Consider the following 20,076-nt stretch of genomic DNA (forward strand, 5'->3'; position numbering starts at 1 on the left):
ACCCCGCCCCCGTCCCCGCAACCCACGGAAGGAGTAACACCCACCGGGACCAAGGAACCCGGCGCCACCGCACGACACGCGGCGCCGACACCTCCCCTGCGACCGAAAACCACGCCCACCAGCAGACCTCACGGGAGCACCCGACCCACCATGAAAAATTGAGGTTTACTATTATCGATGTATGGCAACCGCATCCGAAATCACACTGACTCCAGACGAAATAACCGATATAGTGAATGTATTAAATTCTCTAACCAACGCGTTGGCGGGCCTCCAAGGGTCAATAAGCCAGAACGTAACCCCTAAAGACATTGCGACCGCCGCAAATTTCACCGCAGGAGTGATAGTAGCACTTGCCCCGTTCGTCGGTCCGGCGATCTCGGGAATTTGTACACTCGTAAACCTTATAATCGACTTCGGAGAAGAGGCGGCGTAGACATGACCAGTCCGGTAGTGATAACCCAAAATTCAATCCCTCCGCAGCTTTCTGTCGCATTCAATAGCTTGAGTGGTCAGTTTAAATCACTCGTCGGAACCATTGATGCGGATGCACAAGCATTCGTTACGGAGTTGATAACCGATCTGAAAGTGCAAGCGCCGGCGTTGGGGGCAGCCTTCGGCGACGCTGTTGTCGAAGCTGGTGAATGTGTATTTGACTCCCTGAGTCATTTGCTATAAGGCGGGGGGCATTCAAGCAATGGTAGTTATCCGCAGGGTCGGTGTCGGCATTGTGCTGGTAGGTGGCTTTGCGGCCCTCGGTACTGGTGCAGCTCTCGCCGACAACGGCGTTGGCGAGATCAACGGTTGGACCGTAACGCAAGATGGAGGTGACGATTCGTCTGGGAGTGCTACGCTGTCGGACCCTTCCGATTCACTAGGCTTCGGAACCGCGCCGATAGAAGGTACTTGGACCACATCAGATGCACCTATAAGCAGTATTGGATCCAATGACCAGTTTGTCACGCCTACGTCAACGTTATTCACGCCAGATAATTTATTTATCGGCGACTCGTGGCTACCGGGGCTTGAGACCGCACTTGTCCAAACTGGCAGCGGGGCTGATTCATCTAGTACAACTGCTCTGCTGGTTCCCTCACTAAACGGCAAGGAAGTAATTGACTTGCTGCAGACTGCTAGCACCCCTGACCATCCTTTACCATTGTTTAATCCGGATGCTACTGGCCCGGTTGAGGTCGGCGGCGTCGAGCTAGCCTCTCCGGAGGACGGCGCACTGCTCAACGATCTATTCGCTGCTGCGTTCAAAGGCGACAGTGGCGCTTGGAACAGTGCAACAGAACTGTTTGATGATTGGCTCGGGATCGACCCGTCGGGAGCTGCTGAAGCGGTCGATCCAAGCAATTTGCTGCCTGATTTCGGTTTCTAAATTTTCCTAGTGATTCGTTGGGCTCTTGTGACGTTGTAGTGGGTCTGTGACCTGGGAATTTGGGGCGCAACGCCATGTCCTGCTTACGTTTTGGACTGTTACGGGTTCAAGACGGAAGAAGGTGGCACGGCGTTGCGCATGTCCAGGGTATTCGCATCCGGGCTCGGTAGCCCAAACATGGTGGTCGAGAGCGTTGATCTGCAGGTCGAGACCCGGCGGCAGCACGGGCAGCTGGTGGCCAGTGAGGTGCTGGTATTGAGCGTGCGCCCCAAGGCCGCCGCGGCCCGCCGCTGCTCGCGGTGCAAGGCCCGCTGCCCGGGCTATGACGTCGCCGACGAGCCGCGCCGCTGGCGGACCCTGGACGTGGGCACCACCAAGTGCTACCTGCAGGCATACGCGCCGCGGGTGGAATGCCGAGAGCATGGGGTGGTGGTCGCCGATGTGCCGTGGGCGCGGCCGGGCGCCAAACACAGCTACCTGTTCGAGGACACCTGCGCGTGGCTGACCGCGCACGCCGCGATGAGCGTGGTGGCAATGTATTTGCGGGTGGCCTGGCGCACCATCGCCGCGATCGTCGGGCGGGTTGTCGCCGATGGCCGCGACACCAACGACCTGCTGGCCGGGTTGACCCGCATCGGCATTGACGAGATCGCCTACCGCAAAGGCCACCGGTATTTGACCTGCGTCATCGACCACACCAGCGGCCGGCTGGTGTGGGCCGCCGAAGGCCGCAACAAGGACACCCTGGGCCGGTTCTTCGACGAGCTCGGCGACCAGGGGGCCGCGGCGTTGACCCATGTGAGCTGTGATGGCGCCGAGTGGATCCACGCGGTGGTCGCCGAACGCTGCCCGGCCGCCGTGATTTGCCTGGATCCATTTCATATCGTGGTCTGGGCGATGAAAGCCCTCGACAAGGTCCGGGTCCGCACCAACGCGGTCGCCGGCACTCGGGATCGGCACGCCATGTGGGCGGTGCGCAAGAATCCCGCCGACCTGTCCGGTGAGCAGCGCACCAGCCTGGCGACCATCCAAGGGACCAACAAGACGCTGTATCGGGCGTATCTCCTCAAAGAGCAACTCCGGGAACTGCTTCGGGTCAAAGGCGATGATGGACGCAAGCTGCTGGCCGGATGGTTGTCGTGGGCCAAACACTCCCGCATCCCCGAATTTGTCAAGGTCGCGGCCACCATCGAGCGGTACCGCCAGCTGGTCCTGAACACTCTCGATCATGGCCTGTCGAATGCTCGGTCAGAGGCCACGAACACCCACCTGCGGGCATTGACCAAGCGTTCCTACGGGTTTCACAGCCCCGAGGCGCTGATCGGCATGGCCATGCTCACCCGCGGCGGCCTATGCCCGCCACTGCCCGGCCGCGCAGCATGAAACCCGACCCACGGAAACGTCAGGAGATCCATTCGTTGTTGAAATAGTCAATGTTCCCACCGTCAGCGGCACTGTCGATCCGGCTGCACACTGGCCAACAAACAGTTAGATGATGGAATTATAGGGCTCCGATGAATAAACACGGTCGCCCTACGCGGGCCGGGGAAATTCGACGCCAAGCTGGCGCGGTTGCCACCGCGGTCGAGACCGAGGGTGGGCTGCGCTGGGAGGTGTGCCGCGACCATGATGGGCTGATACGAATCACCAGATGCCTTGCCCACACTGACCATTGGCACCGGCCGTGACGCTGTTCTACCCCGATTGCAGTAACAACAACTGGTCATCGACCCAAGACGCCATCAATTTCCTCGAACAGCTTGTGCCCGAAGGCTTTAGCGGCATCTGCCACAAAGTCTCCGAAGGCAGCTACTACGAAGACCCCTACTGGCCAGCCGTGCAGCAGTGGTGCCGGAACAACAATCTGCCCGTCATCGGCTACCACTACGTCACCACCGACAACGCAGCCGCCCAAGCCCGGACCTGGACGGCCAACAACGGCGGGCCGGTCGCCATGCTGGACTGGGAAGCCAGCGGTGGCGATCTGGCCAACCTGACCGCCGTCGTTGATGCGTTCAACACCGCCGGCGTCACCGTGCAGCTGGGCTACTACCCCCACTGGTACTGGCAACAACAGGGAGGGGGCACGCTCGCAGGGCTGGCCTCCTACCTGGTGTCCTCCGGTTACCCCGACGGCGGCGGCTACGCCTCCACTATCTATGCCGACTCCGGCGGCAACGGTGGAACAGGCTGGGCACCGTACGGCGGTGCTACCCCAGCCGCCTGGCAATTCACCAACCAAGCCCTCATCGCCGGACGCAACGTCGACTGCAACGCCTACCAAGGCGCCGACCTCCGAGTCCTGTTCGGAACCACCACACCCACCCGTACGCCCACACCGAACGGACCTGTTGCGCTATAAGCGCTGGTCACCATGCCATCGGGCTCCGGCCCTATTCCGGACAATATGGGGGTAGATTCCGGGCTTGTCAGCAAACCTCACCCGGTTCCCACCACGGCTCGCCGTGCCGCAGTACACCGGATCGCACACAGACCACCCGGTGGCCAGTTGCTGTGGACCTCACCGAGTGGCGCGCAACCTTGGGGCTGTGGGGCCGGTGTCTTTACACTGCTCGGTGTGGAACCGCTGCGGGTCAACCCGGTCGGCCTGCACAAGACGGCCGGCGGCATTCAGGAACTCGGTGGTCAACTCGCCGGTGCCCGCCCCACACCACCACCGGTGGCCGGCGGGTCGTGGCAGTCCAGTGTGACCGTCGCAGTCACCACACACCGGGGCCGCCGCTGACGCCAGACCGGGTGAATCGAGCCCATCACGCGGCAGCCGTCTGGCTCAGTGCCCGGTACAAGGTGGAGCGTCCAACACCGAGGGTGCGGGCGACTTCCTCGACGCGGTGGCCGGCGGCGACCAGGGTGCGGGCCTGGTCAAGCTGGCTGTCGGACAGGCTCGGGCGGCGGCCGAGCCTCGTGCCGCGGGCTTTCGCCGCGGCAAGGCCGGCCTGGGTGCGTTCCACGACCAGGCTGCGCTCGAACTCCGCCAGGGCGCCGAACACCGACAGCACCAACCGACCCGAGGCACTGCCGGTGTCGATCGACTCCGTCAACGATCGCAGGTGAATTCCCCTCTGGCTCAACGACTCCACCAACTCCAGCAGGTTCCGCAGGGACCGGGCCAGCCGGTCCAGGCGCCACACCACCAGGGTGTCCCCTGCGCGAAGGTGCTCCAGGCAGCGGTCCAGCTCCAGGCGATGCGACAGCGCCCCGGAGACACCGCGATCGGTGTAGACCTTTACCGCCCCCGCAGCGGCGAGCGCGTCGAGTTGAAGGTCAGGGCTTTGGTCCGCCGTCGAGACGCGGGCGTATCCGATCAACATGAGCGCCACCATCCCAGAAGGAACCGACAGACCCGTTGCGGGAATCCTATTGCGAGACAACCATCCGGGACCGGGCGACCAGCAGATTCGGCCGCCGGCACCGATGCAGCTAGGCCATCCCGAAACCGAGCGCTTTCGGGAAGTGACAACCCCGCGGGGTAGGCGGGTGAGGTCGCGGTGGGGATCAGAAGGGTAGATCGAAGGCGGAGGCTAGGTCCGCCCCGGCGTTTCCGGCGTCGAAGCCGCCAAGGTCAAAAATCTGATCCACGATCTTGCCGACCACCAGGGATGGGAGGGCGTCGAATAGGACCGCGCCGTCCATTTGGAAGCTGGTCGTGGCTGCGGCAAGCTCGTTGCTGAGTGAGGGGTCGGCGGCGTACTCCTGCGCGGCGGAAAGGAAAGCCTCACTGGTCTGGCTTAGCTGCTGATCCGGTCCGTCGAAAAGTAGGTGCCCTAAGCCGGAGAACGTCTCGTTGTCGGATGTCAGCAGCGGTCTTTCAATTCCCTCCAGTTGGGTGAAGTCGCTCGCGTACCGACTTGTATCGAGGGGGGCGTCTCCACTCGTTTTGGAGATGATGCTGAATGCCTCGATCGCGTTGGCGGATGCGGAGCTGATCAGGTCGAGGTCGGTCACGTCCGAACCGTCAGCGAGGGCCGTACCCATGCCGAAGATCGCGGCGGCGAAACCCCCAGCGGCACTCACGCTGATCGTCATCCAACGCCTGTTGTAGCCCATGTGCCCGTACCTCCCGCTGCCCGGCCCCATCGATTCTCGGTGCTAACTCACCAGATGAGCCGTTGTGGAACCTCAAAGCTACTGATCATCGGAGCCGGCTTCAAACGAGTACCTCCTGGCGGACTCGGCGATCCCCTCTCGTCGCGCCCAGCATCAACGGGGTCCGGAGCGGATCTGGTCCCCTCATGGGCCGGCCCCATAGGATCGTGACGGCTGTGTGAAGCCCCTGGCTCGAAGGTAGCAGCGCTGTGGCGGTCGGATGGTGTCAGCCAGCTTCCACCCACGCCACATCATATGCAGCGGGCTCAAACCGCTCTAAATCCTATCGTTTCCAGCGCATCACAAGCCGATTATCCCGCGGATGGACAGGCTGCGCCCAAATCATAACCGATCGCGGGATTTAAATCTATGAAACGATCAATATCTCCGTTCAAAATCCTACATTATGCACATGATGCGTTAGTGGATGCTCCGGCAGCGGGTTGATCGTATCCGCATCCCATGTTATTTTCTGGTTTGCCTTGACGGGCATTCCCTCCAACGTACTACTTTCAATGAGCGCCTGAATGCAGTCATGACTGCCGCCAACGTATGTCGACAGCAGGTCTATTTCCGTCGCCACGCACCATGCATTATCGATCGGCCACCACAGATTTGCTGTACGTGCCAGTTCCAATTCAAATGGGTTGGCCACAGCATCGATCGGCTTTTCAATAGCAAGCATCCGACGCTCCGGTAAATCAATAACATCAGCATTTTGAACCTCGGCGCCATACCCGTCCCACAATGCGTAGACTATGGAATTGGACTTCGTAAACTTACTCAGGACGCGTGCCAGCTCTTTCGCTGTAGCGTCCGTAAGTGTTCCTCTGTCGGGAATTTGATAATGTAACACGCCCCTGTAGTTAGTGCCCCACGTCCCTAGCAGTGATCCCCATTCCATCGACGGATGCACGACACGGCCATTAAATTTCGCCACCTCGTTCCACGCACACGGCTCAGCTGTCCCGTCGGGCTCAACACGTATGGCGGGGTGGAATATTCGAGCGTACGCGTCGAACACAGGAGGGACTAGCGACCCGACATCGTGATCATCGAAAGAGTGCAGCTGTTCCGTTATCCACTGACTAGGTGGGTGTGTCATTGTAAACTCCATTCGCAAGCGACGGTTGGCAAGCTGAGGTCACGCAGGGGGTAGTGCACAATTAATGTTTGAAACAGCGCCGGTATTACCTATCAAGCCGACGGGAGTGACATAGCCAGGTGGAAATATCACAAAGGCTCCAGCAGAACCGTGATAGTTTGCGGCAGGTCCAAATATGCACAACGTGGCGGCGTTTCCCTGAAGACGGGTACCAGCCCCAATAAATGGTAAACTGATCGACGTGATACCGTCGTTTTTATACAGAATTACCACCATTGTCATAAACGGAACTGACCCACCAGTAATAGTCGTTCTTGCCTCTACATTTAGAGTGCCCGGTATGTGAGTCGATTTATGGGCGTTAAAAACCTGAATTGCCGCGTTTATAATGTTTCCAACCGCTGCGGCTGATCCGGAGCGGACCGAAATGCTGGGCGGTGCGCCACCTTCTGCCGCACGAGTGGCCGCTGCTGCACCTGCTGCCTGGGTCATACATTTCCCCTCTCGAGCACCATGGGCTGGACAATTACGGACGACGGTAGACAACAACGATAATAGGTACAGCGCTTGCGTCCGTGTCGTTGCTAAGAACCGAGTAACGAGTTCCGGGTTTTCTGGGGCGAACGAGCTTTGGTGCGGTCCGAACCGCCTGCTGTCGACCTCCATCTAGTTCCTCGCACCTTAGATTTTGTTGACCTTGGTGGTTGCTGGCTTGGCTGCGGCTCGTTGTATCGCGCGGTAGATCGTTGAGCGGGTCACGGCGAACAGCTCTTCGAGGTCGCTGATGGTGTGGGCGCGGGCGTGGTACAGCTCGACCAGGTGGGCTTCTTGGCGGGGGTTGAGTTTGGGTTGTTTGCCGCGTAGCCGACCTTTGGCGCGGGCGATGGCCATGCCCTCGCGGGTGCGGGCGCGGGCGAGGTCGACCTCGAACTCGGCGATCATCGACAGCGTGGTGAACAGCAGCCGCCCGATCGGGTCGGTCGGATCATGGACCGACCCACCGATGTTGAGCTTGACGCCGGCTGTGGTGAGTTCGTCGGCGATGTCGCGGGCGTCGGGCACTGATCGGGCGAGGCGGTCGAGTTTGGTGACTCGGTGAACGAATTGCGTTGGCAATAGTCTTCTTTGCACCGCCACCGCGTTTTGGCCCACGACACCACGATCCGGTCCGGGCCGTAGGGGATGTCCTTGGGGGCGGTGATCGGGTGGTCCTTGATCGATGTCGAGACGACCCCGCAGTCCGGGCAGGCCGCCGCGGTCGGATCGTCGGTGATCACGTGCACTACGCGGGTGCCGTCGTCGCGGCGCTCGACGCGCTGCACCCGCAGTCCTGGCAGCCCGAACAACAATGTCGTACCGTCGGTCACGGCCCTTGGTCCCTTCGTCATCTGGATGCTTCGCAACACCTAGATTTCCGAAGGCCAAGGGCCTCACCCGTTAAGACACGCCGACCAGCATCAACGCGGCCCCTGCCCGGTCAAGATCGAAGAGCCCGTTAAAGGGACCGTTCAGGCCGGGCGTGGCCCGGGTAAGCGCATCATGCGATATGCGGCGGGCGCATCAACCGGTATGCGGTGACCGCATTTTTTGCTATAGTCAGGGCATAGCCGATGCCACCGCGGTGAGTATCGGAAGTGGACCCCAGGAGATCCTGCCGGAAGACAGGGCCTGGGGTTTCGCGTTTCTTGGGCTCAGAGGTCGATCAAGGTCACTCGGGACTCGATCTGCTGGTAGAAGTGCCCATTGCCGCACCGCAACTGCGTGACGGCACCGCAGCAGGCATCTGGAACCCACAGCATCGGATCTGCTGGGCCTCCGACATGATCCATGTGCAGCGGATCAGTCAACAGGCGCTTGTTCCGCAGATTCTGAAGCGTCTTGCGGTCGCGCTGGTCGTCTTTGGGGCCGCGCGATTCCACGATCGCCGTACCTACCCCCAGGCTCACTAACTCCGGCAGCATCCGCTCCATGCACAGCCGCCGCTGACGCTCTGGCTTAGCCGTGGTGTGCGCATCCGATCGCACCACGACCAGGTGCTCGACTTGCAGCGTCGCGATCGTCTTGACGATCTGTTCCTGACGCTTGGGGTCCTCGTCGCGCCAGTGCAGCTTCTTGTGGCTGCGCCGTACCAGCAGGCCGCGCATGGTGTCGCGCAGCGCTTCCGCGTGCAGGGCCTCGCTGATGGCGGCGCTCAAGATGTACGTGCCCGGGTCGACGGTCTGGTTCGATCCCGATTCATCGAGCCAGGCGACGTAGGACACTTGGTTTTCCCTAGGCGACGGATGTTCTGTACTGGCAGGGCGTGATGACGCTACCGCCCAGTGGTGCACAACGTCATCGGAGGATCTATCGAAGGAGGGCATCCGGGAGCCTTTCTGTAGGAGCCTGTCACCTCTTCTAGGTCGGGGACGTTCTACAGAGGGGAGCTCAGCCACCCTAGAGTTACAACTCCTGATCGTTATAACGTCTAAGCGTTCTAGAGTTAGATCGCTGTAGCGTTACAGCGCTATAATGCTGACATGAGCGCACATATTGCTGTCTGCCACTCCCGCAAGGGCGGTGTCGGGAAATCGTTTCTGGCTTACGAACTGGCGTTTTTGCTGGGTGCGGTCCTCGTAGACCTTGAGCACGATGGTGGGGGAGTCACGGCCAAGTGGGGCTACCGCCCCCAGGACCACCCGCGAGCGCGCCTGCTTGATGCCCTCGTGCCGGGAGCCGCGGCGCCACGCCCCATGCGGGGCTTCAAGAAGCCGGCGCTGGTGCCTGGTCACCCCGAGCTTTACGATCACCAACCCGATGCCGACACGATGGCCGATGCCCTATCGAAGTGGGCGCAGGAATGGGACACGGACTGGATCGTCGTCGATACCCACCCAGGAGCAAGTCCAGCTGCGCACGGTGCCCTCGCCGTCGCGAATATCGTGCTCGCTCCCACAGCGCTGCGTACCGCAGAACTCGACGCCACAGCAGAACTAGTCCGCGAGATCGCCGACTACCCCCTCGTTGTGGTGCCTAACTTCGTGCCAACGACGCCACCCGCCGCCGAGATCCAACGCCTGCGCTCCATCATCGCCGAGACCCCGGTCCAGGTAGCTCCGCCGATACCAAACGCACTGCACGTAGGAACTCGCAAGCGGCGCATCGCGATCACCGCCGAGGCGCCGCCGGCGAAATCGTTACAGAAGGTTGCCGGCGCGCTGACCGACCTGGCGGCCTTCGTGAAGGGGTACGTCCATGAGTGACGGACTCGACTCACTGACCGCGATGCGCGCCAAGGCGACCACCTCCAGACGGGCGGTGCCACCTCCGCGGCATCAACCGCGCCGAACCCCGGTTGAGATGCCCGCAGCAGTACCGGAGTCGCCGCCAGCTTCTACACCGAAGGCAAAACCGCCACCCGTATCGACACCGGAGCCTTCGACCGCCGCTACTGCAAGTACGGGCCTCACCAAGGCGTCGATATACCTCGACGAACCCACCGACACGTACCTGGAGACCGTGCGAACCGCCGCGCGCAGTGTCAGACCGCGTGTTGACGCCACACGTAGCGCAGTCGTTCGACTAGCCCTAAACCGACTGGCCGAACAACTCGACGCCGCCGCAGTGGTCGCGGAACTTCAGCGCAGCGCCGCCAGACACAGCGGACCAGGCCGAAAGCGCGCCTAGCGTTACAGCGCCATAACGGCATAGCGCTGTAGCCCGATAGAGGCATAGATGTGAGCGGCGACCCTGTAAACGGGGATGATTCCGACCTAAATAGGTGTTAACCTAGCTGCGAGCAAGGAATCGGCGCTCGGGATTCGTCCTGACAGCTGGTCTGGCCCCTGGTGATAGCTACGGCCCCCAGGGGTTGCTCTATTTATGAGGCCAGGTGGGTGTCCGAGGTGGCGACTTAGTGCATCGGATCGATGACGTGCACCCGCTGTTGGATCAGCGAGAACAGCGAATTGTCGGCCCGGGTAAGCGTCCCGCGATAAGCCGAAGACACCAAGTCCGGCAACCACAACAGGTGCTCGTACCTTGGGGAGGTCAACACAGCCTGCATGGACCTGTGCACCAAGCCTTCTGCCCTCATCGCCGAGATGTTCTTGCGGTCGAGATTGCTGCGGTTTCTCGGGTTGCGCTCTTCGAGCACCATCAGGTCGATCGACCCGCGTAGCGGGGCGGCCCCGATCGACAGTGTTGACGCCAGGCCTCGCAGACAGGCCCGCCGCGCTTCTTCCAGATCGTCGTCGTCGATGCGGGAGTGATGCGCGATCACGCAGATCTCGGCACCTTCGCCAAGGAAGTTGAGCATCGCGGAGGCCTTCTTTCGGCCCTCCTCAGTGCGCAGCTCGTCGGTGGTGTGCCAGAACGTCCCGCCGGCGATGTCGCGGAGTTCCTGACGTAGCAGCGGCATTTCGGCCCGCTCCACCACCACCGCGGTGAACACGTAGAACCGGCTCCTGCCGTGTTGTCCGTCATCAAATGTCTCATCGAGGTAGGCCACCGCGCCAGCGGTGTTGGCATATGCGCGGTCCAGAACCGGATGCGCGGGCGGCCGGTAAGCCATCAGCTGACCGCCCTGGTGGACACCACCGACACCGTGCCCTCGGCAGTCCTGCCCAGCCGCTTGACCTTCCGGCGAAGATCTTCGCCCGCCTTAGGGGCCTCACCGCACGACACCGCCGCATCCGCCCAGGTGCGGCCCTCTTGGGCTTTCATCCGGAGGATTTTGCGCTCACGTTCCGTCAGCCTGCTAATGAGCCACACCAGCCGGGGATCGCTGAGGTCGTCTACGCCCGCCGGCAGGGGAGGCGCCGGCACCACATCAACGAGCGAGACCCCGAGGGGCTCATCCTGGGAGAGCTTCACTTTCCGGTCCAGCGAGTCCACCGACCGGCCACACAACTCGGTCTCGCCTATCAGTCGAAAGTTCCGGTGCTCCCGGATGGTCAGCTGTCGAATCCGAGGGCACACGTCCTCATCGACTTCTAATTCCCCTGGTAGCCAGGCTGCCTCCTCCAGGAGCACCGCCGACGCCGCGTCGACCAAGGTCGCCGGGGTCCGCTTAAACCCCAAGACCTCTTTCAAGAAGCGCACCACCGCGGCGACGTCGCCGCGGAGCACCGCACGCCGGGCCCGTAGCGCCGTCCGAAGTCCTTGCCAACCCCAGGCCACCCCATGATCAGCCAGGACTGAGAAGGACTGCAGCATCGTGGCGATCGACTGTTCCGGTGCCCGCCACAGGGCATCCATTGCGGCCCGGTGCGTGGTCTGTATCCACGACGACAACCCCTGCGAATGCACGGCCGAGGTCACTCCATCAAATACGCTGGCGCCCAACCGCTTCGACCACGATGGCCACTCATCGTTGGAAAACCCCGGCACTTTGCCGTTCTGCAGGTGATCGGTCAAGGAAAACCGCGGCAGTGAACCGACATCCAGCCCGGCGAACGAACCGAGATGCAGGTCAGCCAGCCCTTTCCCGGAGAGACCGGCGGTTAAGGCCGACACCACCGAGGACTGCGGACCGGCAGGCAGGAAAGATTTCGCCAGATCCGATAACGGCGGCTGCAGGGCCTTCCACGCCGGGGTCGCTGACCCGGCGATGTACGAGCCCAGGCCCGGCGCACCGATACCCAGGTTGCTTCTAGCCTCCCTTGCTCGGGCCGACGCCTCGGCCGCCAACTTCGCACCCAACCCCGGACTGCCGTGTAGCTCGCCCCACGCCCGACCCGGCTGGGTGGCCCACAAGTCCGTCAGCTTGAACGCTGCATCAGCAGCCCCCACCTGCGTCAAGCGGTCGCCGCCGATCAACTTCGAGATGCTTGACACCGTCTCGCTAGCTGAGGTCATCGCCGCATCCATGACCGAGCGCAGCGCGGGGGAGCCGACCAAGAAATCGAACTTCATCCCCGCCCCCGCCACCCCGGCTCTCCCGATTAACTGATCGGCCACCGAACTCATCCCCGGCAACGCGGCTGGCGACCGCAAGGCCTCACGGTGGGGTGGTGAATTCACCGGCTCACACTCAGTCTCATCGCCAACGGCGTGGCACTCTTCCATCAGGCGGTCCTCCTCGTTGGAGCGGCCCGCTCCATGCAGGGCCCCTACACACAGGCCGCCACAAACACCCAAAACGACCAACCGTGATCGACATCACATTTACCGGGGTAATGCAACCTCGCCCAGCCATTATCTCAGCAATAACCGACAAGGCAGAACCAACGAACCCCGGTGTGCTCGAACCCGGCCGCAGGCGAGCCGCGCGGTTCGATCGGTCACAAAAACATCACGGAGCCGCGGCGTGTCGAAGCCTGCCGTACCTGGTACTGCCGACATGATGGGCGACATGGCTCAGCCACACAAAGGCCCGCGCGAGCAGATCAAGACGCGGGTGCACACCGAGGTTTACGCCGAACTGCGCCAGCTCGCCGCAGAGCGCGCTTCGTCTGTCAGCCAGTTAGCGGCTGACCTCATAGCGGCCGCAGTCGGCCGGCCGGACCTAGTCCGCGAGACAGGGGAGGCGTTGCCGCTAGCGATGTGAGCAGCAGCCCGGGCGCTAGACCCTGGGCAGACGTGACAGCTCCATAAACGACGAAAGCCCCGGCGGGAACCAGGGCTTTCGGTGCCCCCCGAAAGGGACGTGTCTTGCAGGACTCGTCTCACGGTAGCGCATATCTGCCTCAGCTTCGAGTCAACGCGCTAAGCCGTGACCAGTATCTTTGCCCGCATCGTATTGGCCTGCGTGTTGTCGCAGGTCAACACTCCACCCGCGTTGATGGTGGTGTAGCGGCGTCACAGCGTCGGGCGTGGATCACCCGTGCGGGTGCGTGCGTAGCCAGTGTGCCGGTGTGGCGCAGCCGCCAGTCGTGGTTGGCCGATGTGCAGGCATGGGCGAGTTCGCCACAACTAGCGCAGTTGTGTCGCGGTGAGGGGGTGTCGATCACCGCGGCCACTTTGGTAGCGATCGCCACGGTGATGGCCGGCCATGCCGATCACGCCACCGGCCGTCATGTGGCCATCACCCGCGCCACCATCGCTACCGCCGCCGGTTGCAGCCCTGACACGGTGACCGTGGCCTGGCGGGTACTACGGGTGGCCGGCTGGGCGGTGGAGGCCCAACGCGGCCACGGCTCCCCCACCACTCCGACAGTCGGGCGCAGGCCCTCGATCTACCACCTGACCCCCCACCGACCCTCCACGCAGGCCCGTCATCCACAACCTGTCCACCACACCGTTGGCCTGTCGCAGGTTGTGGAGTTTCCCGACCTACCGCGAAGCGGTGCAGTTAGCACTTCTAGTCCCGTAGGGACGCACTCACCAAGCGCGCATCCGCGCGCCCGCCAGGAGAACCCTCGACCAAAAAAACGGGCCACGGGCCGTACCGGCCGCGAGCCCCGCCCGCTGGCGCTGCAGCGCCTAGCGGCCGGGCTCATCGCCGGCTGCCACGGATTAGGCCACGGCCATGCCGGGGCGATCTGCGATGTGCTCAGTGCCGCCGGCATCGACCCCACCGTGTGGAGTGCCCGCCAGATCACCACCGCACTCAACACCGACATGGCTGCCACCGGCTTCACCTGGCCCGATCGGATCAGCTGCCCGGCAGCATTTCTCGCCTCTCGCCTCAAACGGATCGACTGGACACCTCCAGCAGGCAACGACGGCGGCTACGCCGCCGGCCCCGACACAAAAACCGCACCACGGCCAGCCGCGACCACCACGGGCACCACGACCCCCATCCCGCAGGAGTCCCGGTGGGCCGCCCAGGTCGCCGCCCGCGCCGAGCACGCCCAAGCCCGCACCATCGCCCGCGCTGCCCTGGGCGGCCCCGGCCACACCGCCGCCCGCACCGCCCTCACCCAAGCCCTGGCCGCGACCCGCCGCCGCACCACCGCACCGCCCGTCGCACCCGATGCCGAAACCGCCCCGCCACCATCCCCACTTTCGTTCCGTTACGTCAATAATGTTGCGTCATATGTTGACGTAACGGAACGTAACGGTTAGGCTTGGGACATGAGCGACGACAGCACCCCCGCATCGGGCACCGCCGGCACCACGAGCACCCCCGCCGGCGGGGTGCGGGTGTGTCGGTTCCCGGGCTGTGATCGGCCGACGCGCCCGGACCCGGGCACCGGGCGGCCGTCGCTGTACTGCGAGCAGCCCGACCCTGATGGGGGTCCGGTGCACAACCGGGCCACCGCCTGGCGAGCACGCCGCGCCGCCGAACAAGCCACCACCCCCACCAGTGCTGGCGGTGCCGGTGCTGGCGGGCAGGGAGGCGAGCTGTCGACGACGGCGGCACCGGTATCGCTGGCACGGGTCTCTTTGGAGCAGCGGGTCGAGCAACTGCCCGCCCGCATCGACGCCCTGCAGGACTTCCTCACCGCACTGGTTACTGAGCTGCGGGTTGCTGGTGATGTCGAAGCCGCCGGCGCTGAAGTCGCTGATGCCCACCGTGATGCCCTGGCCAAGATCACCGCCGCCGAACAACGCATCGCCGACGCCGAGCGGGCACGCCGTGACGCCGAACGCCGCGCCGATAATGCCGAGACCCTGCGCGCTGAAGCCGATGCTGCCGCCGAAGACGCCACCGCCGAAACCGTGCGGGTGCGTGACGAACTCACCACGCAACTCTCGCAAGCCCACACCGACGCCGAACACGCCGCCGCGACCGCCCGCGACCAGCTGGCCGCCGCGATCACCGACACCGAACACGCCCGCGCCCAGGCCGCCACCGCCCGCGGTGAACTGGCAGCACTGCAGGCCCAAGCCACCGCCGACAAACACGCCCTCGCGGCACTGCGCAACGACCTCGAACAAGTCCGCGCCGATGCGCGGGCACAGCGGGAGGCTTTGCAGCAGGCCGCCGATGAGCGCGCCACGGCACTGTCTCAAGCCCTGGCTGCTGCCCGCGAAACCGCCGAGGCCTACCGGGCGCAACTGCACGGCATCACACCACCGCAGTAAGCGCACACCAGCGCCGGCGTAGCTGGCACGCCTGCATGATGACGGGGTGTCGGTCACTTGGAGTTGACGTCGCCAAGGGCGCTTAGGCTGGTGGTCTTGTGAACTTGAGGCAGGCGCGCGAGCAAGCCGGAGCTTTGGCCGGAAAGATCGGGGTCGCCGCCGAGCGGTACGCGCAAACCGACCGGATTCTGGCTGAGCGCATCAACCAGTCCACGTTTTCGCAAGGCCCCGACACCGGACGCGACCCCACGATGCGGTTGGCCGGATGGGGATCGCGTCCGCCGTTGGATGTGCCGCCGTCTGTCGCGGAGATGGACGAAGCGCAGGCACGGGCGGCGTGGAGCAAGCTCAACACCGACAAAGCGCTCTATGGGCAGAGTTGCGACCCGGCGAAGGTGGGCCTGCTGCCGCCGGGGCCGTTCAACGCTTGTGTCGCCAGGTTCAACGAGCTCAATGCGCGGGAGGCAGAACTCAGGGCTCAGCTGAAGAAGTTGGGCATTCCGATCGAAGGCGAAGCACCCGTTGCTGCTCCAGAGCCACCGTTTCCGCCGCCGACGCGGATCTCTGGAACGACCGAGCACGGCGGCCAGCAGGCACAGGGCCGCGACGGTCACGGGGTATCGGACGCTGCGATGAATGATGCGGTCGCCAACCCGGTCGAACCGCCGATTTTTCAAGATAATGGGACCTACATGTACACGGGCAAGGACGCAGTGGTGATCCTCAACGAGGAAGGCAAGGTCGTGACGACGTGGGCACGCAATCAGAACGGGTGGAGGACGCCGTGATGAACGTGATTGACGGCCTTCCTGCCGAGTGCCGTGAGGTTGTGACCGATATCGTGGGCGGAGCCGACGAAGCGCTACTGAATGAATTGCGGACCCGCGCCGAGCCGACCCTCAAACAGCGTCGGCAGGTCGAACGGATCCTCGGCAGCGAATTCTGCCGGAACCTGCGGCCCGACTACGAGCCAACAGAGCGTGGCGTGGCCATCGACAACGCCCTGGGGGTGTTCCTGTTGCGCTGGCCCATCGAGAACCCCGCACCACGGTGAGGCGACCCTGCAGACTACTGCGGGCTGCGGTTCGGTGCGGGTCATCGCCCGCTCCTGGTTAGCCGGCGTCGGTGCTGATGTGCTGGCCCGCCGCGCGGACACGGTGCTGCCAGTTACTCGACAGCCACATCTCGACCAGCTCCGCGGGCACACCGACCTGCCCGGCCCAGGAGTGCAGCAGCTGGCAGTAGCGCAGGTAGCCGCGGCGGGTGAACGCCGGCAGTGACGGGGTGTGCAGCCACCCCAGGTGGCACAGGGTGGACAGGCTGTTCTGGTCGAGCAGCTGCGGGCGCTCGACCACCTCGGGCAGCACTGCCCAGCAATACAGCGACAACAAGGCCGGCCCAACACCAGGGGTGGCCGGCCACGGCGCGCAATCACCCCGACCACCACCCAGGAGGTGCTGATCGGTGCACAGTCGAAGCCCGCCGAGGATCGTGTCGAGTTCGCGCCCGGCCACCGGGGTGCGCACGTCGATGAAGCGTTTGACCCGCGGACGGCGCGGGTGGCCGGCCAACCATGCCGCGCCCCGGTAGAGCACACCCAACTCCCGCGGCCCCTGCTCGGGCAGTACACCGGTGGGCAGGTCATCACGGCGCAGGAACGCCGCACCGGAGTCGACCGGGCGACCATCGGCGTCACGACCCCACAACCGGACGCCGATCTTGTGGTCGGCCAGGTGAGTGTTCCACCAGTCCAAGTCGACCGGGGCGATGTCGTCGCCGACAACCAAGGCGTAGTCCTGGGCACGACACCACGCCACACACTCCTGTGGCGGCTGCAGTTGCGCGTCGAGTTCATCCATGTCGCCCATCGTGACCCCCACCACCGACAACCAAACCCCGACGACCGACACCATCGTTGGCGTGCCCACTACACCCACACCCACACCCGCGACGACGAATCATTGTCGGCTGGCTCTGGTGGGCAGCCGCCACCCCTACCGCGACACCACGGTGGGCAGTGCGGCGACCGCCCGGCAGCCCACCAACAGTCGTGCCGCCACCGCCGTACTGTCGCCGCGCCGGCCAGCGCACGACAGCGCACGGCAACTGTGCGAACCGACCAGCCAGTTGGGCATCACCAGAACCGGTGCCAGGGCCAACACCGAACCGCCACCCGGCCGGGCCGCACACGCACACACCACCACGTCGGCGCACCCGACACCACCGTGGCTACGACCGGCCACCCGGGCCAACCAGCACCCCGCAGGGGTAGTTGCCCTGCGGGGGCGGCGGAAAGTCGGTCATCTCCACCCTTTCGGGTCGTGTCGGTGAATGGTCCAAACGCTACCGCAGGACAGTGAACGTCAGCGCCTTATCGACGGCGTGGCCCGTCGGACAAAAAGCCCAACAGGTCGTGACGAGTGATGACGCCCACCGGTTTGCCGTCCTCGACCACCATCACCGCGTCCACCTCGGCCAGCGTGGTCGCGGCGACACCGACGACCTCACCGGATCCGATCAGCGGCAGCGGCGGCCCCATGTGCTGCGACACTGCGTCGGCAAGCTTCGCGCGGCCCTCGAACACCGCGGACAGCAGATCGCGCTCGGACACGCTGCCGGCTACCTCGCCGGCCATCACCGGCGGTTCGGCGCCCACGACGGGCATCTGCGACACCCCGTACTCCCGCAGGATCCCGATGGCGTCGCGCAGCGTCTCGGCCGGATGGGTGTGCACCAGGTCTGGCAGCACCCCCGACTTGGCCAGCAGCACGTCGGCGACCGTGGGCTGCACCGTCGAACCGTCCAGCCGGGACCGCAGGAAACCGTAGGACGACATCCAGGCGTCATTGAACAGCTTCGACATGTAGCCACGTCCGCCGTCGGGCAACAGGACGACGACGAGCGAGTCGGGGCCGGCTTTGACGGCGGTCTCCACCGCCGCCACCACGGCCATCCCGCAGGAGCCGCCGACCAGCAGCGCCTCCTCCCGGGCCAGCCGCCGGGTCATGTCGAACGAATCCGCATCGGACACCGCGATGATGCCGTCGGGAATGCTCGGGTCGTAGGCGGCCGGCCAGAAATCCTCGCCAACTCCCTCGACCAGATACGGCCGGCCGGTGCCACCGGAGTACACCGAGCCTTCCGGGTCGGCACCGATGATCTGCACCCGGCCTTCCGACACCTCTTTGAGGTAGCGACCGGTGCCGGTGATGGTGCCGCCGGTTCCGATCCCGGCGACGAAATGGGTGACCTGGCCGTCGGTGTCGGTCCAGATCTCCGGACCTGTGGTCTCGTAGTGACTCTCCGGGCCCGCGGGGTTGGAGTACTGGTCGGGCTTCCAGGCGCCGTCGATCTCCTCGACCAGCCGGTTGGAGACGCTGTAGTAGCTGGCCGGGTCGTCCGGCGGCACCGCCGTCGGGCACACCACCACCTCGGCGCCGTAGGCCCGCAACACGTTCTGCTTGTCCTCGCTGACCTTGTCCGGGCAGACGAACACGCACTTGTAACCGCGGCGTTGGGCCACCAGTGCCAGGCCGACACCGGTGTTGCCGGAGGTGGGCTCGACGATGGTGCCGCCGGGCTTGAGCGCCCCGCTGGCCTCGGCCGCGTCGATCATCTTCACCGCGATGCGGTCCTTGGAGCTGGCACCCGGGTTGAGGTACTCGACCTTGGCCACCACCCGGCCGGCGCCGGGAGGAACGATCGAATTCAGCTCGACGAGCGGGGTGTTGCCGATGAGGTCACTGATATGGCGCGCTATCCGCATGTCTGCCATCGTCTCAGGCGGTTCGGTTCGCCGGGCCACGGCCTGCCTAGCCGGTAGCTTCCCGGATGTATTCGCCGATCTGGCGCAACGAGCGGGTGGCCTCCGGCACGAACGGGGCGGCGATCTGGAAGACGTGAATCTGGCCGGGCCACACCCGCAGCTCCACTGGAACACCGGCGGCCGCGAGCACCTTGGCCCCCAGCCGGGCGTCGTGCAGCAACACCTCGGAGCCGGAGACGTGGATCAGGGTGCGTGGAAGTCCTGGCTTGACGTGTTGCAGCGGTTCGAGAACGTCACTGCCGTGGGTGCGGTCGCGGCGGGCCGCGGCCTCGATCAGTTCGACGAACGCGTCGAATGCCTTGGGCGGGAACTCCGCACCGGTGTGGATGTTGGGGTGTGCCTTCTTGGCTTCCTTGGCGATCTCCAGCAGCGGCGACAGCGCGACGATCGCGGCCGGCATGTCCGCCTCTCCCCCGTTCAAACCCTCCTCCAGCAACCGCTCGGCGAGCGCCAGCGACAGGTAGCCGCCGGCCGAATCCCCTGCCAGCACAATCTGGTCCGGCTGGTAGCCCTGACGGCGTAGCCAGCGGTAGGCGTCGTAGCAGTCGTCGATCGCGTCGGCGATGGAGTACTTGGGGATCATCCGGTACTCCACCACCAGGACTCCTGACATGGTTGCGGTTGCTGGCCGGTAATTTTGTGCTTTGATCTGCGGGTTTCCCGGTGTGTCACTGCGTAATTCGGATCATGATGGTCGATAAT

At 64.1% G+C, this 20,076-nt stretch carries 23 protein-coding genes and 1 pseudogene; 12 read left to right on the plus strand and 12 right to left on the minus strand.

Annotation, left to right across the window (positions count from 1 at the left end; genetic code table 11):
* Positions 1–181 precede the first annotated feature (181 nt).
* From BN4346_RS47830 to BN4346_RS47845, 6 genes are all read left to right on the plus strand, one after another.
* Complete coding sequence (locus BN4346_RS47830) at positions 182–436, plus strand: hypothetical protein (protein ID WP_154677647.1); 255 nt, start codon at positions 182–184, stop codon at positions 434–436.
* A 2-nt stretch (positions 437–438) separates the two neighbouring features.
* The gene (locus tag BN4346_RS47835; protein WP_154677648.1) at positions 439–678 is read left to right on the plus strand and encodes a hypothetical protein; all 240 of its coding nucleotides are present in this window, start codon (positions 439–441) and stop codon (positions 676–678) included.
* Between the two features lie 19 nt (positions 679–697).
* On the plus strand, positions 698–1,384 hold the full coding sequence (locus tag BN4346_RS47840; protein WP_154677649.1) for a hypothetical protein: 687 nt from the start codon (positions 698–700) through the stop codon (positions 1,382–1,384).
* Positions 1,385–1,516: 132 nt separating this feature from the next.
* Complete coding sequence (locus tag BN4346_RS42135) at positions 1,517–2,767, plus strand: ISL3 family transposase (protein ID WP_078058798.1); 1,251 nt, start codon at positions 1,517–1,519, stop codon at positions 2,765–2,767.
* Positions 2,768–3,068: 301 nt separating this feature from the next.
* Positions 3,069–3,746, plus strand: coding sequence for a GH25 family lysozyme (locus BN4346_RS42140; protein WP_067975839.1), 678 nt, complete (start codon positions 3,069–3,071; stop codon positions 3,744–3,746).
* A 216-nt stretch (positions 3,747–3,962) separates the two neighbouring features.
* On the plus strand, positions 3,963–4,130 hold the full coding sequence (locus tag BN4346_RS47845; RefSeq protein ID WP_154677650.1) for a hypothetical protein: 168 nt from the start codon (positions 3,963–3,965) through the stop codon (positions 4,128–4,130).
* Positions 4,131–4,155: 25 nt separating this feature from the next.
* Here the strand turns inward: BN4346_RS47845 and BN4346_RS42145 are convergent, their stop codons facing one another.
* The 6 genes and pseudogenes from BN4346_RS42145 to BN4346_RS42160 all read right to left on the minus strand — a co-directional run bounded on the left by BN4346_RS42145 (position 4,156) and on the right by BN4346_RS42160 (position 8,857).
* The gene (locus BN4346_RS42145; protein ID WP_067975909.1) at positions 4,156–4,716 is read right to left on the minus strand and encodes a recombinase family protein; all 561 of its coding nucleotides are present in this window, start codon (positions 4,714–4,716) and stop codon (positions 4,156–4,158) included.
* Positions 4,717–4,900: 184 nt separating this feature from the next.
* Complete coding sequence (locus BN4346_RS42150; protein ID WP_154677651.1) at positions 4,901–5,431, minus strand: hypothetical protein; 531 nt, start codon at positions 5,429–5,431, stop codon at positions 4,901–4,903.
* Between the two features lie 451 nt (positions 5,432–5,882).
* Positions 5,883–6,431, minus strand: coding sequence for a hypothetical protein (locus tag BN4346_RS47850; protein ID WP_154677652.1), 549 nt, complete (start codon positions 6,429–6,431; stop codon positions 5,883–5,885).
* 846 nt (positions 6,432–7,277) lie between these two features.
* The gene (locus tag BN4346_RS42155; RefSeq protein WP_407695117.1) at positions 7,278–7,748 is read right to left on the minus strand and encodes a recombinase family protein; all 471 of its coding nucleotides are present in this window, start codon (positions 7,746–7,748) and stop codon (positions 7,278–7,280) included.
* 29 nt (positions 7,749–7,777) lie between these two features.
* A pseudogene (locus BN4346_RS49215) lies at positions 7,778–7,984 on the minus strand (ISL3 family transposase); the annotation flags it as partial.
* A gap of 303 nt (positions 7,985–8,287) precedes the next feature.
* Entirely contained in the window at positions 8,288–8,857 is a 570-nt protein-coding gene (locus BN4346_RS42160; protein ID WP_067975846.1) for a hypothetical protein, read from the minus strand.
* Positions 8,858–9,115: 258 nt separating this feature from the next.
* On the opposite strand from BN4346_RS42160, the gene BN4346_RS42165 reads away from it, so the two are divergent.
* A complete protein-coding gene (locus BN4346_RS42165; RefSeq protein ID WP_067975849.1) occupies positions 9,116–9,838 on the plus strand; it encodes a ParA family protein in 723 nt (240 codons plus the stop codon).
* A 650-nt stretch (positions 9,839–10,488) separates the two neighbouring features.
* Here BN4346_RS42165 and BN4346_RS42170 read toward each other — a convergent pair.
* Positions 10,489–11,148 (minus strand): hypothetical protein, encoded by a 660-nt coding sequence (locus BN4346_RS42170; protein WP_067975852.1) that lies wholly within the window; start codon positions 11,146–11,148, stop codon positions 10,489–10,491.
* Positions 11,148–12,536: a hypothetical protein gene (locus BN4346_RS42175; RefSeq protein WP_154677653.1), complete on the minus strand. Its 1,389-nt coding sequence runs from the start codon at positions 12,534–12,536 to the stop codon at positions 11,148–11,150. The genes BN4346_RS42170 and BN4346_RS42175 overlap by 1 nt, the downstream gene beginning before the upstream one ends.
* Positions 12,537–12,930: 394 nt before the next feature.
* Between BN4346_RS42175 and BN4346_RS42180 the strand changes: the two genes are divergently transcribed.
* The 5 genes from BN4346_RS42180 to BN4346_RS42200 all read left to right on the plus strand — a co-directional run bounded on the left by BN4346_RS42180 (position 12,931) and on the right by BN4346_RS42200 (position 16,602).
* Positions 12,931–13,125, plus strand: coding sequence for a hypothetical protein (locus BN4346_RS42180; RefSeq protein WP_067975910.1), 195 nt, complete (start codon positions 12,931–12,933; stop codon positions 13,123–13,125).
* 392 nt (positions 13,126–13,517) lie between these two features.
* Entirely contained in the window at positions 13,518–14,585 is a 1,068-nt protein-coding gene (locus tag BN4346_RS42185) for a rep protein (protein WP_096867584.1), read from the plus strand.
* A gap of 9 nt (positions 14,586–14,594) precedes the next feature.
* Positions 14,595–15,548 carry a coiled-coil domain-containing protein gene (locus BN4346_RS42190; RefSeq protein WP_067975859.1) on the plus strand — a complete coding sequence of 318 codons (954 nt, stop codon included), beginning with the start codon at positions 14,595–14,597 and terminating at the stop codon, positions 15,546–15,548.
* 98 nt (positions 15,549–15,646) lie between these two features.
* Positions 15,647–16,336 (plus strand): hypothetical protein, encoded by a 690-nt coding sequence (locus tag BN4346_RS42195; RefSeq protein ID WP_067975862.1) that lies wholly within the window; start codon positions 15,647–15,649, stop codon positions 16,334–16,336.
* A complete protein-coding gene (locus BN4346_RS42200; protein ID WP_067975864.1) occupies positions 16,321–16,602 on the plus strand; it encodes a hypothetical protein in 282 nt (93 codons plus the stop codon). Before BN4346_RS42195 ends, BN4346_RS42200 begins: the two co-directional genes overlap by 16 nt.
* A gap of 58 nt (positions 16,603–16,660) precedes the next feature.
* On the opposite strand, the gene BN4346_RS42205 is transcribed toward BN4346_RS42200, so the two are convergent.
* The 4 genes from BN4346_RS42205 to BN4346_RS42220 all read right to left on the minus strand — a co-directional run bounded on the left by BN4346_RS42205 (position 16,661) and on the right by BN4346_RS42220 (position 19,987).
* Positions 16,661–17,476: an 8-oxoguanine DNA glycosylase OGG fold protein gene (locus BN4346_RS42205; protein ID WP_067975867.1), complete on the minus strand. Its 816-nt coding sequence runs from the start codon at positions 17,474–17,476 to the stop codon at positions 16,661–16,663.
* Positions 17,477–17,542: 66 nt separating this feature from the next.
* Positions 17,543–17,791 carry a hypothetical protein gene (locus BN4346_RS47855; protein WP_096867586.1) on the minus strand — a complete coding sequence of 83 codons (249 nt, stop codon included), beginning with the start codon at positions 17,789–17,791 and terminating at the stop codon, positions 17,543–17,545.
* A 128-nt stretch (positions 17,792–17,919) separates the two neighbouring features.
* Positions 17,920–19,314: a cystathionine beta-synthase gene (locus BN4346_RS42215; RefSeq protein ID WP_067975913.1), complete on the minus strand. Its 1,395-nt coding sequence runs from the start codon at positions 19,312–19,314 to the stop codon at positions 17,920–17,922.
* Between the two features lie 46 nt (positions 19,315–19,360).
* Positions 19,361–19,987 carry an alpha/beta hydrolase gene (locus BN4346_RS42220; RefSeq protein WP_078058794.1) on the minus strand — a complete coding sequence of 209 codons (627 nt, stop codon included), beginning with the start codon at positions 19,985–19,987 and terminating at the stop codon, positions 19,361–19,363.
* Positions 19,988–20,076: the final 89 nt, after the last annotated feature.

It is taken from the genome of Mycolicibacter icosiumassiliensis, assembly GCF_900078685.2.
GTDB lineage: Bacteria > Actinomycetota > Actinomycetes > Mycobacteriales > Mycobacteriaceae > Mycobacterium > Mycobacterium icosiumassiliensis.